Below are 16,681 nucleotides of genomic sequence, written 5' to 3'. Positions count from 1 at the left end.
GAAAGATGGCAGACGTTCTGTCGCAGAACGAAATTGATGCACTTCTTTCCGCGATCTCTACAGGTGAAATGGACGCGGAAGAGTTGAAAAAAGATGAAGATAGTAAAGAAGGTAAACCCTACGACTTCAAACGAGCCTTGCGCTTTTCTAAAGATCAGATTCGCAGCTTAACGCGTATTCATGAGAATTACGCCCGGCTATTAACGACTCATTTTTCGGCACAAATGCGGACTTACGTTGAAATTTCCGTGGCTTCAGTCAATCAAATGCCTTACGAAGAATTTATTCGTTCTATCCCGAGCATGACAGTGCTGAATATATTTGAGGCTCCGCCATTAAAAGGTCGAATGTTATTTGAAGTCAACCCTAATATTGCTTATGCCATGATGGATCGGGTTCTTGGTGGCATGGGGCACGGGATGAATAAGATTGATAAATTAACAGATATTGAAACCCAGTTGATTTCTCAGTTGTTTGCTAAAACCCTGTCACCTTTTCGCGATGCTTGGGGTTCCATCATAGAGATGGAACCGATAATGAAAGACTTTGAGGTTAATGCCCAGTTTTTGCAAATGGTGTCACCGAATGAGACTGTGGTTGTCATTTCACTATCTGTAACTATTGGTGAGGAAAGCGGCATGATCAATCTTTGTCTGCCGCATGTCGTCCTTGAGCCGATTATTCAAAAACTATCTATGCATTATTGGATGAATGATGAAAAGAAGAAAGCTCCTTCTGAGGGAGATATTCATGCGCTTGAGCAAAAGGTGAAATCGGCAAATATCTCCATGACAGCATTGTTAGGGGATACCACTTTATCATTTTCTGACGTTCTTGAGTTATCGGTTGGTGATGTCGTTCGGCTTGATCAAACGATTGATGACCCTGTAACCGTGGATGTCGGTTCACTATCGAAATTCACGGCCCAACCAGGCAAAAAGAAACAACATGTGGCCGTTCAAATACTTGGGCATTTAGATAAGGAGGGTGAGGAGCATGAGTGATGATGGCATGCTTTCACAAGAAGAAATTGACGCTTTATTGGGTCAAACGGGAGATCATGAAGGTGATCAGGCCGATTCCCCGCAGCCATCTAATAATAATGAAGAGATACAGCTGCATGACTATGTCGATTCGGTCGAAATAGATACCATGGGTGAAATTGGTAATATTGCTTTTGGTAATTCAGCAACAGCTCTATCATCTCTATTGAATCAAAAAGTTGAAATTACTACACCATCGATTTCATTGGTTCATAAGAGTCACTTACAGGAAGAATTCCCTATTCCTTATGTTTCGGTAAAAGTTGTTTACACAGAAGGATTTGAAGGGACGAATGTGCTGGTTATCAAGACTCAGGATGCCAGTGTGATTGCTGATTTGATGTTAGGAGGTGATGGGTCACAGCCTTCCGAAGAGATGAATGATATTCATCTTAGCGCTGTTGAAGAAGCCATGAATCAAATGATGGGTTCAGCAGCGACATCGATGTCAACCATCTTTAACCGTCGTGTCGATATTTCACCACCGAAAATCGATCTGATGGATGTGGTTAAGGATGAAGGGACATATTTGTTGCCTGAGGAATCCCTCATGGTTAAAGTGTCTTTCAATCTTAAAATTGGGCAATTGGTCGATTCGGACATTATGCAATTGATACCACTGGAATTTGCCAAAGGCCTTGTGAATCTATTGATTACTCAGGATAAAAACGCCGAGATGAGTGAAGATTCAAATGACTCTGATGTCCATCCCGGTGATGAAACAGACGTTACCACCCAACGTCAGGATCATAAAACTCCAGGACAAACAGCACCTGAATCTGAGCCAAACCAGAGACAAGCTCAGGATGTGCAATCAGTCGCTTTTAGTAACTTTGATGAAGCCCCTCAGGTTTCGCAGGGTCAGCAAAATTTGAACTTATTGATGGATGTGCCGTTGAAAGTAACGGTTGAACTTGGACGAACCAAGCAAACGATAAGGGATGTGCTTAATCTCAGCCCTGGGTCGATTGTTGAGTTAGATAAACTCGCCGGTGAACCTGTGGATATCCTCGTCAATGACAAACCGGTTGCCAAGGGTGAAGTTGTTGTGATTGATGAGAATTTTGGTGTTAGAGTGACGGAAATTTTAAATCAATATGACCGTATTCACTCATTAAAATAAATATTTAAATAGGGGGATGAGCTAATGGGAGCTCGTATATTAGTTGTTGATGACGCTGCATTTATGAGGATGATGGTTAAAGATATTTTGACGAAGAATGGTTTTGAAGTTGTCGGGGAAGCGACGAATGGAGCAGAGGCCGTCGAACAATATCAGGAGGTCAAACCCGACCTCGTGACACTAGATATCACGATGCCAGAAATGGATGGGATCGAGAGTTTGAAGAAGATCAAAGAGATTGATCCCGAAGCCAAAATCATCATGTGTTCCGCAATGGGACAGCAGGCCATGGTCATTGATGCGATCCAGGCCGGTGCTAAAGACTTTATCGTTAAACCTTTTCAAGCTGATAGAGTATTGGAAGCTATTAACAAAACTTTAGATTCATAGATGGAACTACGGGAAGGTGTCGTTATTATGACCCGGAAACTGCTCGCGGCCTTATTTTTACTTGGCTTTATCGGCATCATAACGGGGCCTGCCGTCTCGGCGGCAGATGGGGGCTCCGTTGCCGATTTTCTAGACAACCAAAATCAAGGACCGGATAAGCAGCCTGATAACCCTGATCAACAGCAAAAATCATCAACCGAGCTTAAGCAAGAGCCCAATACATTCGTCAGTTTTTTTAAACTCATGGGTTCACTAATGATCGTTTTGCTATTAATTTATGGGATTTATCGATTTTTATTAAAGAGAAAAAAAGGATTTCAAACTTCTAAACAATTGGACAATCTTGGCGGTGTTGCTCTGGGAGCTAACCGATCGGTCCAGTTGGTCAAGATTGCAGATGAAGTCTTAGTTGTCGGGGTTGGCGAGGATATTACATTGTTAAAGGCCATTGATGATGCTGACCAGCTAAGCCAACTGCTGCAATCAGAGGCCCCTACAGAAGGTCATGGCCATAGTGTACAAAAGTGGGTGCGGGAGCGATTTAGACAACAGCAATCATATAAGTCAAGGAACCGTCCATCTTTTACTCATAAGCTTTCGGAGGAGTTGAAGAACATCTCTGAAGACAGAAGCAGGCGGCTAAGAGAAACCAAGCGGAAGGATCATGATGATGGATAGTGTGTTACCCGGTATTCCTACTGACGTTTTATCCCAACAGCCCGGTGACGTCGCCACGACATTAAAATTATTGCTGCTATTAACAATTTTATCACTCGCACCGGCGATATTGGTATTGATGACATCATTTACCCGAATCGTGATTGTCCTATCGTTTGTAAGAACGTCTCTTGCCACCCAACAGATGCCGCCGAATCAAGTGCTGATTGGTCTGGCGTTGTTCTTGACTTTTTTTATCATGAGTCCGGTGTTATCTGATGTTCAGAGCGAAGCGTTGCAGCCTTATTTAGACGGAGATATTAGTCAAGAACAAGCCTTGGATCGGGCGGAGCAACCATTGAAACGGTTCATGGCCGATGAGACACGAGAGAAGGATCTACAATTGTTCTTGGATTATGGGGAATATGAGCAGCCGGATTCAATTAAGGCGGTTCCGATGATGGCATTGATTCCCGCATTTGTCATCAGCGAATTAAAGACGGCGTTTCAGATGGGTTTTATGATTTTTGTGCCGTTTTTGATCATTGATATGGTCGTCTCAAGTATTTTGATGTCGATGGGAATGATGATGCTCCCACCTGTGATGATCTCACTTCCGTTTAAGGTTTTGCTATTTATCATGGTTGATGGTTGGTATCTGATCGTTGAATCATTACTTACAAGTTTTTCTTGAAGAAGGTGAAAAGGGTTGAGTGCAAATTTTATCGTGTCGCTGGCTGAACAGGGCGTAACCACGATTTTACTCGTAGCCGGTCCACTTATGATTGTCGCCCTTGTGGTTGGCTTACTGGTGAGTATCTTTCAAGCAACGACACAAATTCAGGAACAAACGCTGGCCTTCATACCCAAAATTATCGCGGTCATGATTGCGGTTGTCTTTTTTGGGCCCTGGATGCTGTCACATATGCTGACCTTTACACAGGATCTATTTCAAAATTTGAACCAGTTTACAAGTTGATATGGCATTAATCGATACTTTTCCCGTATTCCTGCTTGTATTGGTGCGATTGGCAAGTTTTCTGATGGTAGCTCCGCTTTTTTCTTACCATACGGTGCCGGGACGATTCAAACTTGCGTTAGCTGCTGTTTTGGCCATCTTGATGACATTGACGATCCAGCCTGACATAACGGTGATCAACCATAACTTTTTAATGCTGGTGTTGAAAGAAACGATGGTCGGTCTATCACTTGGTTTTATCGCCGCGATGATCGTTTATAGTGTCCAAGTGGCCGGGATATTTATTGATTTGCAAATGGGATTTGCCTTTGCAAGTATTGTTGATCCGCAGACAGGTAATCGTATTCCATTAACAGGGCGGTTCTTATACGTTCTTATTCTATTATTTTTACTGGCGGTTAATGCACATCATATGCTTCTGAATGGTATTTTTTATAGTTTTGAACTCATACCTGTGGATCAAGTAGGGATAGCGGTTGAAAGCGGTGAATTAGCTCGCTTTGTCGTTCAAGTGTTTGTCAAAATGTTTTTGATTGCTTTCCAAATCGCTCTACCCATAGTTGGCTGTATTTTTTTAGTCGATGTTGCGCTTGGTGTTATTGCAAGAACCGTTCCGCAAGTGAATGTATTTGTTGTGGGTTTGCCGCTCAAAATTTTGGTCAGCATGATGGTGCTACTTATTGTTATTCCAATCTACGTGTCGGTGTTTCGTTACATATTTGAATTAATGACACAAATCATGAAGAATTTTATGATGCTGCTGGGGAGTTAAGCATGGATCCTCTTTATTTACAACTTAACTTACAATTCTTTGCTGATGAGGAAAAGACAGAAGAGGCTACACCGAAGAAACGGGAGGACTCTCGAAAAAAAGGTCAAGTTCCTAAAAGCTCGGATGTGAACACGGCCATTGGTTTGTTTGGCATGTTCCTGCTGTTTTTAATTGCGATTCCGTTTGCCGGTCGAGGTATCAGTCAGTTAATGACCGATACATTTTCTTCTACTATGCGGATGCCGGAATTAGATGAAGGCACTTTAGAAGTGATCATGCGTCACTATTTCATTGAAACAGCGAAGATACTAGCTCCCTTTTTTATATTAGGCGTTGTTTGTAGTTTGGTGTCTAATTTGGTCCAATTCGGATTTTTATTTTCGACTGAGTCTATGAGCTTTAAATGGGAACGGATTAACCCATTAAAAGGGATTAAACGTATTTATTCCGTTAGAGCAATTGTCGAAATGTTGAAGGCTCTACTTAAAATCGTGGCCATTGGTTTGACAGCCTTTATTGTGATATGGATCAATAAGGCGGAGTTATTCATGCTGCCTAAAGAGTCCATTCGTGCTGGTGTTCAATTGATTGGTGATATCACGATTCAATTAGGATTGGCTGCCTCAATTCTACTCTTGTTTTTATCTATATTAGATTATGTTTATCAAAAATATGACCATGAAAAAAATATTAAAATGTCAAAGAAAGATGTGAAAGATGAACATAAAAAAATGGAAGGCGATCCGCAAATTAAATCCAAGATCAAAGAAAAACAACAGCAAATGTCTTCGCAGCGAATGATGCAAGAAATCCCTGATGCAGACGTCGTCATTACGAATCCAACTCATTATGCTGTTGCATTGAAGTATCAAGAAGACAGCATGGATGCGCCTATCATTGTGGCCAAGGGCGCTGATTATCTTGCTTTAAAGATCAAAGACACCGCTCGCAGGCATCAGGTGGCAACTGTGGAGAAGCGGACATTAGCACGTGGACTGTATCATCAGCTTGAAATGGGTGACGCGGTTCCTGAAGATTTTTTCAAAGCGGTTGCGGAAGTTTTGGCTTATGTTTATAAAATGCAAGGCAAGATCTAATGGAAAGGGGGTTGGAGCATGAAGGCTAGGGATTTAGTGGTTTTATTTGGAGTTATTATGATCGTTTTTATGCTCATTATACCGCTTCCGCCGTTTATCCTATCACTCTTGATTATCGTGAACATCGCATTAGCTTTGGTTACATTATTGGTTGCGATGAACATGAATGAGCCGCTGCAATTTTCGATTTTTCCATCTCTATTATTATTACTCACGTTGTTTCGTCTCGGACTTAATGTGTCAACAACCCGGTCGATTCTTGGCAAAGGCAATGCCGGTGCCGTTATTGATACATTTGGTAACTTCGTCGTGGGCGGGAATCCACTTGTTGGTCTGGTCGTCTTTCTTATTCTGATTGTGATTCAATTTATCGTCATCACCAAAGGATCAGAACGGGTCTCTGAAGTGGCCGCCCGGTTTACGCTTGATGCGATGCCAGGTAAACAGATGAGTATTGATGCCGACCTTAATGCTGGTTTAATTAATGAGCAGCAGGCCAAAGCCAGGCGAGATAAAGTAGAACAGGAGGCTGACTTCCACGGAGCAATGGACGGTGCCAGTAAGTTTGTGAAAGGGGATGCCATCGCCGGCATTGTGATTGTCATTATTAATCTTATCGTGGGCATGGTGATTGGGATGATTCAGCTTGGTTTAACATTTGCTGAATCCAGCCAAAAATTTACCTTGCTGACGGTAGGTGATGGCCTTGTAAGCCAGATCCCGGCGCTCTTAATCTCCACAGCAACAGGAATTGTCGTTACTAGAGCCGCATCCGACGGCAATCTGGGTCAAGATATTTCTAAGCAACTACTGGCTTACCCGAATATGCTGTTTATTGCTGGTGGTGTCATCATTTTACTTGGATTTACACCAATTGGTTTTTTGATCACCCTGCCGATTGCTTTGATTTTGATTGTAACGGGATATGTCTTACGTCAGCAAGAGCAACAGACAGATGATGAGACAACGGATACAGAGGAGCCGGATATCGATGAAGAGGCGATTCGAAATCCGGACAATGTTGTGGATTTATTGCAAATGGATCCAATTGAATTCGAATTTGGTTACGCCCTCGTTCCGTTAGCCGATGCTGATCAAGGCGGTGATTTACTTGACCGGATTGTGATGATTCGCCGGCAGCTGGCCGTGGATCTAGGTGTCGTCATCCCTGTCGTCCGCATCCGGGATAATATTCAATTGGAACCCAACGCTTATAGGCTGAAGGTCAAAGGAAATGTGGCTGCAGAAGGGGAGTTGCTGCTTGATCATTATTTGGCCATGAGTCCGGGTGTTGAAGATGAACAAATTCAAGGCATTGAAACGGTGGAACCGGCATTTGGTCTCCCGGCGTTATGGATTGCTGAAGATGTTAAGGAACGTGCCGAAACCTCTGGTTATACAGTAGTTGATCCACCATCGGTCGTGTCGACACATATGACGGAAACATTAAAGCATCATGCTTATGAGTTGCTGGGTAGACAAGAAACGAAGCAACTTATTGATCATTTACAAGAGTCATATCCGACACTTGTCGAGGAAGTCACCCCTGAACCGCTCAATGTTGGGGATGTCCAAAAAGTATTGAAACGTCTTTTACGAGAGCATGTTTCCATTCGTAATTTACCGGTGATTTTCGAGGTATTAGCTGATCATGCGGTCATGACTCGGGATACGGATTTGCTCACTGAGTATGTTCGGCAAGGTCTGTCCCGGCAAATAACCCGTCAGTTTGTCCAAGAGGGTAACAAGCTGACAGTGATGACCCTTGATCCTGGACTCGAAGAAACCATGGCTCAATCTGTGCAAAGAACGGAACAGGGTCAATTCCTTGCGCTTGATCCGCAAGTGACGGAAAATATTTTACAACAAATCGCCGGACAAGCTGAAAAGTGGGTGGATTATGAAGGTGAGCCTGTCTTGCTATGTTCACCGGCCATCCGTCATCATGTTAAACAATTAACTGAAAAGTATTTACCACATATTCACATCTTATCTTATAACGAGTTGGAACCGTCGATTGAAGTCCAAAGTGTCGGGGTGGTGGCTGCTGCGTGAACATGAAAAAATTTATTGCACCAACAATGAATGAAGCAATGCAAAAAGTTAAGCGTGAGCTGGGATCAGATGCTGTGATCCTATTTACCAAGAAGACGCACAAGCGCCGCTGGTTCAATTTGATTAAATCACCGGCCGTGGAGGTTGTGGCAGCCATTGATGATGAACCTGCCTATCCAGAGCGAAAACCGACCGTTCGTCAAGGGACGAAACCCTTACATGAACGTAGAAATGTGTCATTATCTAAAAACGAACATAACGAACCAGGGCAGCGTATGGATGTGTACCCGCCCCCGATTGCTTCTGTTTATGAACATATGATCACTAAAGGGCTTCGGCCCGATATTGCCCATGATTTATGCCGTCCATTGATTAAGCACTGGTATGTGAGCGATGAACAGATTGATAAAAACGCGATTGAAAGCATAATAAAAACGGGACTGGAGCAAAAATTAGCAAATATTACGTTTGGAACTGATATACAAAAGACAGGCGTCATCAACCTTGTTGGTCCAACGGGTGTTGGTAAGACAACAACAGCGGCCAAGCTCGCTTCTCATGCGGTTTTAAATGAGCAACATTCTGTGGCTTTCATCACTACAGATACTTACCGAATTGCCGCCATCGAGCAGTTAAAGACGTATGCGAAAATCTTAAATGTACCAGTCGAAGTCGCTTATTCATCTGAAGATTTTAACCAAGCTTTAACCAAACATGAAGATAAGGATGTCGTGATTGTCGACACTGCTGGCGGCAATTATCAATTGTCGCAAACCATTAATCAGTTAAAAACGATGATCCCTTTCTCTAGAAACATGGAGACATTTTTAGTATTAAGTGCTGCCGCCAAATCTGAGGATCAAATCGCGGTTATTCATCAGTTTCAAGATGTCCCTGTTTCCCAATTAATCATGACCAAAATGGATGAGACTCAATCTCCATCAGCGCTGTTAAATGTCGTCAATCAATGTCCGATGGATATCGCCTATTTTACAAACGGGCAAGATGTCCCAGATGATTGGCAACTAGCGGATCAATCGGCTTTTATCAATCATGTAATGGAGGATTTATTATATGGTTGATCAAGCTGAAAATTTGCGGCTGAAAATGACGGGACAGCCAGTAAAAAGCCCAAAAGTGATTGCGATCTTAAGCGGTAAAGGCGGCGTTGGTAAATCGATGGTGTCCATTAATTTTGCCACAGCTTTAATACAAGCTGGTAAAAAGATTGTGATTATTGATTTGGATGTCGGCACGGGGAATATTGATATGCTATTAGGTGTTCATCAGCGGCATACGATTGTCGATATGATTCATAGGCAGTGGTCGATTCAGGATATTACTATGCACTATCCAGATGGTCCAGCTTTTATCAGTGGCGGTAGTGGTTTATCGGAATTATTTCAATTAACAAATGAAAAATTAGACTATCTTTTAGGGCAGCTATCAGTATTGAAGAATCATTATGATACGATTATTTTCGATTTAGGCGCGGGGATGAATGATGAATGGATCCGTTTCATCCAATCGGCTTGTGATGTTTTTCTAGTGACAACGACTGAGCCATCATCCTTAACAAATGCTTATGCTACCCTTAAATCACTCCATCATCATCACCCGTTGATGTCAGTTCGGTGTTTAATTAATCGAGCGGATCGTGAGCGTGACGCTTGGGCTGCTTGGCGAAAACTTTCGGGAGTGTCTCAGAGGTTTTTAAATAAAAAGCTCGACTATCTCGGCTATTTGCCAAATGACCGCGTTATTCGGGACGCCTCGAAAAATCACTGTCCGTTTATGCTTGGACAGCCAAAAGCTGATGTATCGATCCGTTTACGGCGGATCGCTGCAACTTACATTGATGGTGCAAATGAGAGTGATATGCAACATGATCATTTTATGAAAAAAATGAAGCAAATCTTTAAGCGTGAGAGTGAATCATGAATCCAAACAAACTATTACCGATCGTTTGTGTCGGAACATCCACGGGCGGGCCAAGAGCCTTACAGCAAGTCATTCCGTTATTACCCAAGGAGCTGGGTGCACCTTTGTTGATTGTTCAACATATGCCTATGTATTTTACTAAGGCGCTTGCTGAACGTTTGAATGCTATATCGGCTATTCAAGTCAAAGAAGCGATCGATGGAGAAAAAATGAGCAATGGGATGGCCTACATTGCGCCAGGAGATAAGCATATGACTTTGGAGGCGGGACAGGATGGAGATCGCAGGATCATTATTAACCAGGAGCCACCTATCAAAGGCTTAAGGCCTTCTTATAATATTTTGCTGCAATCCATCGCCCATCTTACTGGCGTTAATGTATTGACTGTCACTTTAACAGGGATGGGGCATGATGGCTTGGAAGGTATCCGACTGATCAAAGATCGTCTCCGGCATCATGCGATAGCTGAATCAGAAACGACTGCCACCATTTATGGCATGCCCAAAGCGATTATTGATGCGGGCCTTGCCGATGACATTGTTCCGATAGAAAGCATAGGCCAAACTATTACACGTTGGGTTGAAAGGGGATATGGGAATGGAAATGAATCAATATCTTGATATGTTTTTAGATGAAAGCCGAGAACATTTACAAAGTCTAAATCAATATATGCTTCAATTAGAGCAAGCGCCATCAGATGTCTCGATTGTTGGGGAAATCTTTCGTTCAGCCCATACATTAAAAGGTATGGCTGGTTCTATGGAGTTCGTAAATCTAGCAAAATTAACGCATGAAATGGAAAATCTACTTGATGTTATCCGAAATGGAGAGCGTCATGTTAATGATGCTGTGATGGATGTCTTGTTTCAAAGTGTGGATCAACTTGAGGATATGGTTGAACAGATTGCAAGCGGCGGAACAGAGGCTGATGAAGATGTTACTGCGACGGTAACGGCTTTGTCGCAAATCAAAGAGGGCGGAGAAACGTCCGCAAGTGAAGGTCAAGAAACAGACGCCGCTCAGAATGATTACAATGATTACGAAAAAAATGTGATCAAGCAAGCGCTAGACGGAGGTCTGGCCGTCTATCAAATGACGGTTGAGTTAAGTGAAAGTTGTCAATTAAGAGCCGTTCGGGCCTATATGGTTTTTGATACTGTTGGGGATCAAGCCGATATTATTCAGTCTGATCCCCCCGCTGAACAACTCGAACAAGGGGAGTTTCCTGGTCGTTTTTATATCACCCTTGTTACTGAAGCGGATAGCCAGTCGATTGAAGATAGCATTTACCAAGTTTCAGAGGTCAGCGACGTCAAGCTTAAGACTATATCATCAGAGGATTTAGTCTCGACACAGGAACATGTCCAGCAACCCGATCAACAAGCTGAACCGGCGCCATCCCCAAGTAACAGCCAACAAACGGAGAAGGAAACGAAGCGGCCGAAAAAACAAGGTCATCAATCGATCCGCGTCAGCATTGATAAATTGGAACAGCTCATGAATATGTTTGAGGAATTTGTGATTGATAAATCACGGTTGGAATCATTAGCTGATCGGATAAATGATCAAGAACTCGATGATACTGTGACGCGTGTTTCCAGAATCTCTGACCATATGCAGGAGGTCATTCTAAATTTGCGAATGGTTCCTGTTGATCACGTGTTCCAACGTTTTCCGCGTATGGTACGGTCTACCGCAAAGGAATTAGGTAAAAAAATCAAACTTGAGATGTCCGGAGCTGAAACGGAACTTGATCGTACACTCGTTGATGAAATCGGTGATCCGCTTGTTCATTTATTAAGGAATTCCATGGATCATGGCATTGAACAACCAGATACACGAGTGAGCAAAGGCAAGCCTGACGTTGGCCACATTCATTTAACGGCCTATCATAGCGGTAATCATGTTTTTATTGAAATTACCGATGATGGTGCTGGTATCAATCGGGATAAGGTTGTAAAAAAGGCTGTGGAAAATGGGCTGGTGACCGAAACAAAAGCGGAGCAATTATCTGATTCGGAAGTGTTCCTACTCATGTTCCAACCTGGTTTTAGTACCGCTGACAAAGTCTCAGATCTTTCGGGACGCGGTGTAGGTCTTGATGTTGTGAAAAGCACGATTGAATCATTGGGTGGCACAGTCGATGTCGATTCTGTTCCTGAACAAGGCACCACTTTTAGGATCCAATTGCCACTGACATTGTCGATTATGAAGGTTTTGCTTGTTCAGGTAGCTGATGAAACCTATGCGATTCCGCTGCGATCGATATTGGAAACAGCCGTTGTCCATAAAGATGATATTCATGTGATGCACGGCCAAACGTTAATTGAGCACCGTGATCATGTCATTCCTTATATTGATCTTCATGACAGCTTAAAGACTATCCGTTCGGCAGATGACAATGAAGACATACCTATTGTGGTGATTCAAAAAGGGACGAAAACAGCGGCGCTTGCTGTTCGGCAATTAACTGGCCAACAGGAAGTGGTCCTTAAATCGCTTGGCAACTATCTTGGAGCTATTCCTGGTATCTCAGGTGCGACGATTTTAGGCGATGGTCATGTGGCCTTAATCTTGGATGTCCATTCATTAATTTAACATGAAGCACCGTTTGAAGTGATTATTAAAAAGGAGTTGTTTTTATATGAGTGAATCATCGGAAAAGGTGATCATTTTTTCCTTAAATGATATTCGTTATGGCGTCTGGGTGACGCAAGTATTGTCTATAGAAAAGATGCAAGAAATGACAAGAGTTCCGAATGCGCCGGACTTTGTTGTCGGCGTCATGAATTTACGAGGCATCATTGTCCCTGTGATTGATTTGAAACAGCAGTTTAATATGGAACAAGCTGAGCCGACCCGTCATACCCGGATCATGATTGTTAATGTTGGCGAAGTGATGGCTGGGTTAATCGTTGATGAAGCGCGTGAAGTGTTGGATATTAATCCTGAGACGGTCGATGCGACACCTGATATTGCCGGAGGTTTGGAATTAGAGTATATTTCCGGCGTGGCTAAAAAGGGCGATGACCTGCTCGTTTTGTTGAATTTGTCGAAGGTGTTAAATAAAGAAGAGGCCGAAGCGCTCAAAGAGATAAAGGCGACCTAAACGACATGTTAAAACAATTAAATGATTGGCAGCTTGATGTTATTAAAGAAATTGGAAGCATCGCTAGTGCCCATGCTGCGACCGCATTATCGCATTTATTCGGTAAGACCATTCGTATGCAAATGCCAGCAGCAGAGGTGATTCCTATATCCGATATCAACTTAAAAAAAATAACTGATCAAGAGGTGACGGCCGTTCGTTTCAATGTTACGGGGCGGTTAGAAGGGCAAATTTTCACTTTTTTTTCAGCGGATGATGCCCACCGGTTAATTGAGGCATCACCCTTTACTAATGGTGGCGGAAGTGATCAGACGGCGGTCTATGACATGGTATCTTCAGCAATATCTGAAATTAGTAACATTTTGGCCGGTTCTTATTTGACCGCTTTATCCGATTTTGCAGGGATCCAGTTAAAATTGACGCCGCCCCAATTCATAGTCGATCAAGCGATAGCCATATTGAATGAAGGTCTGCTTGAAATTGCTTTATATGATAATGACGCCCTTTATGTTGATACCGTTTTATGTGATGCAGGAACAGATACACAATTACAGGGGAATATTGTTTTTCTACCTTCCCCCGGGCATATCCAACCCCTGTTGGCACTATTCGGAGCAGCTGATGAATGAGGTCATCAGAGTAGGAATTTCCGATATACAAATTGCTAAAGCTCCGGCCGGCTTAAAGACGATTGGATTGGGTTCGTGTATTGGATTGGTTATTTATCAACCTGATTGTCCTTGGTCAGGGCTTGCCCATATTATGTTACCGGACAGCTCGATGGCTAAACATCCGGACGTACCACCTGGAAAATTCGCCGATACAGCTGTATCAGAGCTGATTCGATTGCTTCGAATGAAAGGGGCTTCTCACCGAGCATTAAAGGCCAAATTTGCTGGTGGAGCAGAAATGTTTAGATCAATCAACGGACTAGGGCCGGTCAGCATCGGTTCTCGGAATATCACCGCGGTAAAGCAACAATTAACGGACGCACAGATACCGCTTATCGCTTGTGATGTTGGCGGGGACAAAGGTCGAACGGTCCAGTTCAATCCAGTCACTCAGGTACTGCATGTTTATTCTATCAATCATGTTGAGCGACGCCTATGATTCACTGATGTAAGGGAGGAGGATCCTGGTGGTGAAACGGACCATGCATGAAACCGAGTTATGGCAGCGGTGGTTTAATGAGGAAGACGAAGAAGCGGTTAACGAATTATTGGTCCTCTACCAACCATTGGTTCACTATCATGTGCAAAGAATCAGTGTTGGTTTGCCAAAAAAGATAGATGATAGTGAGTTGCATAGTCACGGCATGATGGGGTTATATGACGCTTTGCTAAAATTTGATACCTCCCGTGACTTACAGTTTGATACATATGCCTCATTTCGAGTGAAAGGGGCGATATTGGATGGGCTCCGTAAGGAAGACTGGATGCCGCGAACGATGCGGGAGCGCAGTAAACAAATCGAATCGGCCTTTAGTCGGTTGGAACAGGCTTGCATGCGCAGTGTTACAACAGAAGAGGTCGCTGAGGAATTGGGCCTGCCGCTGAATGATGTACTGGATACAATTGCCGGTGACATGCGTGCACACATTCTATCCATTGATGAAGCTTTCCACGATGATGACCAAAATGAAAGTTTTGCTCATGTGATTGAGGATCAAGATCAAAAACGTCCTGATGACAATGTAATAGAACAAGAGATTTACCAGGATATCGGGCAAATGATCCAGTCATTGAACAGGAACGAACAATTGGTGGTATCGCTGTTTTATAATGAAGAATTGACATTAACAGAAATCGGACGTGTCTTGGATTTGTCAACGTCGCGCATTTCACAAATCCATTCGAAAGCCCTACTGAAATTAAAAGAATTAATGACGCATGAGTTGTCGCACCGTTCGTTAAACTGAGTGAACTGAGGTTGTTAACATGACAGGCATTCTATTAGGTATAAGTATGTTTTTACATATTGTCACGTTTTTTATCATTATTTTATTATACCTTCATATTCGAGAGCGAAAGGCATTGAATTCCGATAATATGAAGCGTGAAGTCGATGAATTACTTCAATCTTACCTTGCAGATATTCGTGCTGAAAATGACCGATTAATCGAGAAGATGTCAGAAGACAGTTCCCCGAATGAAGAGAATGAGTCATCCTATTTTGAAGAAACGTCCTCACCTGTGACTGAGCAAAACGGGCAAGAAGAGACCGTTTGGATGCCACCGGTTGCGGAGATTGAGGAGGAACCGTCGCCGTCCGTGACGGCTCAAGCCTTATATCTACAAGAACAAGGTTACAGCCCCATCGAAATCGCGAAACAACTTAATAAAGGTGCGGGTGAAATCGAACTATTATTAAAGCTCCATAAGAAAATGTAATTCATTCTTGTTTTATAACAATGGATATGGTATATTAACTTTTGGTGTGAATACACACGCTCGCTAATTTGTCCAAAAGGTGCTGTACCTTTTTAGCGTACAGTTTTGGGCAAAGATGCTGTGAGCGGAGGAATTAAAACCATTATTTAGGAGGAAAGTACGCATGGCAGTTATTTCAATGAAACAATTGCTCGAATCCGGTGTCCATTTCGGTCACCAAACACGCCGTTGGAACCCGAAAATGAAACCTTACATTTTCACGGAAAGAAACGGTATCTACATTATTGATTTGCAAAAAACCGTTAAAAAGGTTGAAGAAACATTCAACTTTGTCAAAGATACGGTTGCTGACGGCGGCAAAATTTTGTTCGTCGGGACAAAAAAGCAAGCCCAAGACACTGTGAAAGCTGAAGCTGAGCGTTCCGGTATGTATTTCGTTAACCAACGTTGGTTGGGCGGAACGTTAACAAACTTCCGTACGATTCGCAAACGGATCCAACGTTTAAAAGATATTGAAAAAATGGAAGAGGATGGCACCTTTGAAGTGCTTCCGAAAAAAGAAGTCTTCGGTCTTCAAAAAGAGAAAGATCGCTTGGAAAAATTCCTAGGCGGTATTAAAGGTATGGATCGTCTTCCAGATGCTCTATTTGTTATCGATCCTCGTAAAGAGCGGATTGCAATTGCTGAAGCACGCAAATTAGGCATTCCGATTATCGCTATTGTTGACACTAACTGCGACCCAGACGAAGTCGATTACTTGATTCCAGGTAACGATGATGCGATTCGTGCTGTCAAACTCTTGACAGGCAAAGTGGCCGACGCTGTTCTTGAAGCTAATCAAGGTGAAGAAGTTGCCGAAGCTGAAGTCGATACCGAAGTTCCTGAAGAAGTGACAACAACCGAAGAATAAGGGAATCATCTGGGTGATAAGGGCCGTATGACCCTTATCACCTTTTTGGGCTTTAGGCTTACAGGAAGTGAGTTAGTTCGACGCTGCCACAGGACGTGGGCTCGCAGGACGCGAGTCAGTTCGACGTTGCCATAGGACGTGGGCTCGCAGGACGCGAGTCAGTTCGACGTTGCCATAGGACGTGGCGCATTTAGTCGAACTTCCTTATTATAATT

General features: G+C 43.1%; 19 protein-coding genes. All 19 read left to right on the top strand.

The window, feature by feature from the left end; all coding sequences use genetic code 11:
- Positions 1-5: 5 nt before the first annotated feature.
- The 19 genes from fliM (at position 6) to rpsB (ending at position 16,466) form a co-directional block, all read left to right on the top strand.
- Positions 6-1,004 (top strand): flagellar motor switch protein FliM, encoded by a 999-nt coding sequence (fliM, locus tag B9Y89_RS14800; RefSeq protein ID WP_085523969.1) that lies wholly within the window; start codon positions 6-8, stop codon positions 1,002-1,004.
- Positions 997-2,166 (top strand): flagellar motor switch phosphatase FliY, encoded by a 1,170-nt coding sequence (gene fliY, locus B9Y89_RS14795; RefSeq protein ID WP_085523968.1) that lies wholly within the window; start codon positions 997-999, stop codon positions 2,164-2,166. The genes fliM and fliY overlap by 8 nt, the downstream gene beginning before the upstream one ends.
- 24 nt (positions 2,167-2,190) lie before the next feature.
- A complete protein-coding gene (locus tag B9Y89_RS14790) occupies positions 2,191-2,556 on the top strand; it encodes a response regulator (RefSeq protein WP_085523967.1) in 366 nt (121 codons plus the stop codon).
- A 27-nt stretch (positions 2,557-2,583) separates the two neighbouring features.
- Positions 2,584-3,234 carry a flagellar biosynthetic protein FliO gene (locus tag B9Y89_RS14785; RefSeq protein WP_176222245.1) on the top strand — a complete coding sequence of 217 codons (651 nt, stop codon included), beginning with the start codon at positions 2,584-2,586 and terminating at the stop codon, positions 3,232-3,234.
- Positions 3,227-3,907, top strand: coding sequence for a flagellar type III secretion system pore protein FliP (gene fliP / locus B9Y89_RS14780; protein WP_139822817.1), 681 nt, complete (start codon positions 3,227-3,229; stop codon positions 3,905-3,907). Before B9Y89_RS14785 ends, fliP begins: the two co-directional genes overlap by 8 nt.
- A 15-nt stretch (positions 3,908-3,922) precedes the next feature.
- On the top strand, positions 3,923-4,192 hold the full coding sequence (gene fliQ, locus B9Y89_RS14775; protein WP_085523964.1) for a flagellar biosynthesis protein FliQ: 270 nt from the start codon (positions 3,923-3,925) through the stop codon (positions 4,190-4,192).
- Between the two features lies 1 nt (position 4,193).
- A complete protein-coding gene (gene fliR / locus B9Y89_RS14770) occupies positions 4,194-4,964 on the top strand; it encodes a flagellar biosynthetic protein FliR (RefSeq protein ID WP_085523963.1) in 771 nt (256 codons plus the stop codon).
- A gap of 2 nt (positions 4,965-4,966) precedes the next feature.
- On the top strand, positions 4,967-6,061 hold the full coding sequence (gene flhB, locus B9Y89_RS14765) for a flagellar biosynthesis protein FlhB (RefSeq protein WP_085523962.1): 1,095 nt from the start codon (positions 4,967-4,969) through the stop codon (positions 6,059-6,061).
- A gap of 18 nt (positions 6,062-6,079) precedes the next feature.
- Positions 6,080-8,116: a flagellar biosynthesis protein FlhA gene (flhA, locus tag B9Y89_RS14760; protein WP_085523961.1), complete on the top strand. Its 2,037-nt coding sequence runs from the start codon at positions 6,080-6,082 to the stop codon at positions 8,114-8,116.
- A gap of 2 nt (positions 8,117-8,118) precedes the next feature.
- Entirely contained in the window at positions 8,119-9,198 is a 1,080-nt protein-coding gene (locus B9Y89_RS14755; protein WP_254901308.1) for a flagellar biosynthesis protein FlhF, read from the top strand.
- Positions 9,191-10,057 (top strand): MinD/ParA family protein, encoded by an 867-nt coding sequence (locus tag B9Y89_RS14750; protein WP_085523959.1) that lies wholly within the window; start codon positions 9,191-9,193, stop codon positions 10,055-10,057. The genes B9Y89_RS14755 and B9Y89_RS14750 overlap by 8 nt, the downstream gene beginning before the upstream one ends.
- Complete coding sequence (locus B9Y89_RS14745) at positions 10,054-10,677, top strand: CheB methylesterase domain-containing protein (protein ID WP_085523958.1); 624 nt, start codon at positions 10,054-10,056, stop codon at positions 10,675-10,677. Before B9Y89_RS14750 ends, B9Y89_RS14745 begins: the two co-directional genes overlap by 4 nt.
- Complete coding sequence (locus B9Y89_RS14740; RefSeq protein WP_085523957.1) at positions 10,655-12,655, top strand: chemotaxis protein CheA; 2,001 nt, start codon at positions 10,655-10,657, stop codon at positions 12,653-12,655. Before B9Y89_RS14745 ends, B9Y89_RS14740 begins: the two co-directional genes overlap by 23 nt.
- 46 nt (positions 12,656-12,701) lie before the next feature.
- A complete protein-coding gene (locus B9Y89_RS14735) occupies positions 12,702-13,166 on the top strand; it encodes a chemotaxis protein CheW (RefSeq protein WP_085523956.1) in 465 nt (154 codons plus the stop codon).
- A gap of 5 nt (positions 13,167-13,171) precedes the next feature.
- Positions 13,172-13,795, top strand: a complete 624-nt coding sequence (locus B9Y89_RS14730; RefSeq protein WP_085523955.1) for a chemotaxis protein CheC — start codon at positions 13,172-13,174, stop codon at positions 13,793-13,795.
- Positions 13,788-14,276, top strand: a complete 489-nt coding sequence (locus B9Y89_RS14725) for a hypothetical protein (RefSeq protein ID WP_085523954.1) — start codon at positions 13,788-13,790, stop codon at positions 14,274-14,276. Before B9Y89_RS14730 ends, B9Y89_RS14725 begins: the two co-directional genes overlap by 8 nt.
- A 43-nt stretch (positions 14,277-14,319) precedes the next feature.
- Positions 14,320-15,084 (top strand): FliA/WhiG family RNA polymerase sigma factor, encoded by a 765-nt coding sequence (locus B9Y89_RS14720; RefSeq protein WP_085524757.1) that lies wholly within the window; start codon positions 14,320-14,322, stop codon positions 15,082-15,084.
- Positions 15,085-15,103: 19 nt separating this feature from the next.
- Entirely contained in the window at positions 15,104-15,556 is a 453-nt protein-coding gene (locus tag B9Y89_RS14715) for a DUF6115 domain-containing protein (protein ID WP_085523953.1), read from the top strand.
- Positions 15,557-15,719: 163 nt separating this feature from the next.
- The gene (gene rpsB / locus B9Y89_RS14710; RefSeq protein WP_085523952.1) at positions 15,720-16,466 is read left to right on the top strand and encodes a 30S ribosomal protein S2; all 747 of its coding nucleotides are present in this window, start codon (positions 15,720-15,722) and stop codon (positions 16,464-16,466) included.
- The last annotated feature ends 215 nt before the right edge of the window (positions 16,467-16,681 follow it).

The sequence above is a fragment of the Tuberibacillus sp. Marseille-P3662 genome, from assembly GCF_900178005.1.
Taxonomy (GTDB): domain Bacteria; phylum Bacillota; class Bacilli; order Bacillales; family Sporolactobacillaceae; genus Marseille-P3662.
This window is presented reverse-complemented; position numbering and strand designations above follow the sequence as displayed.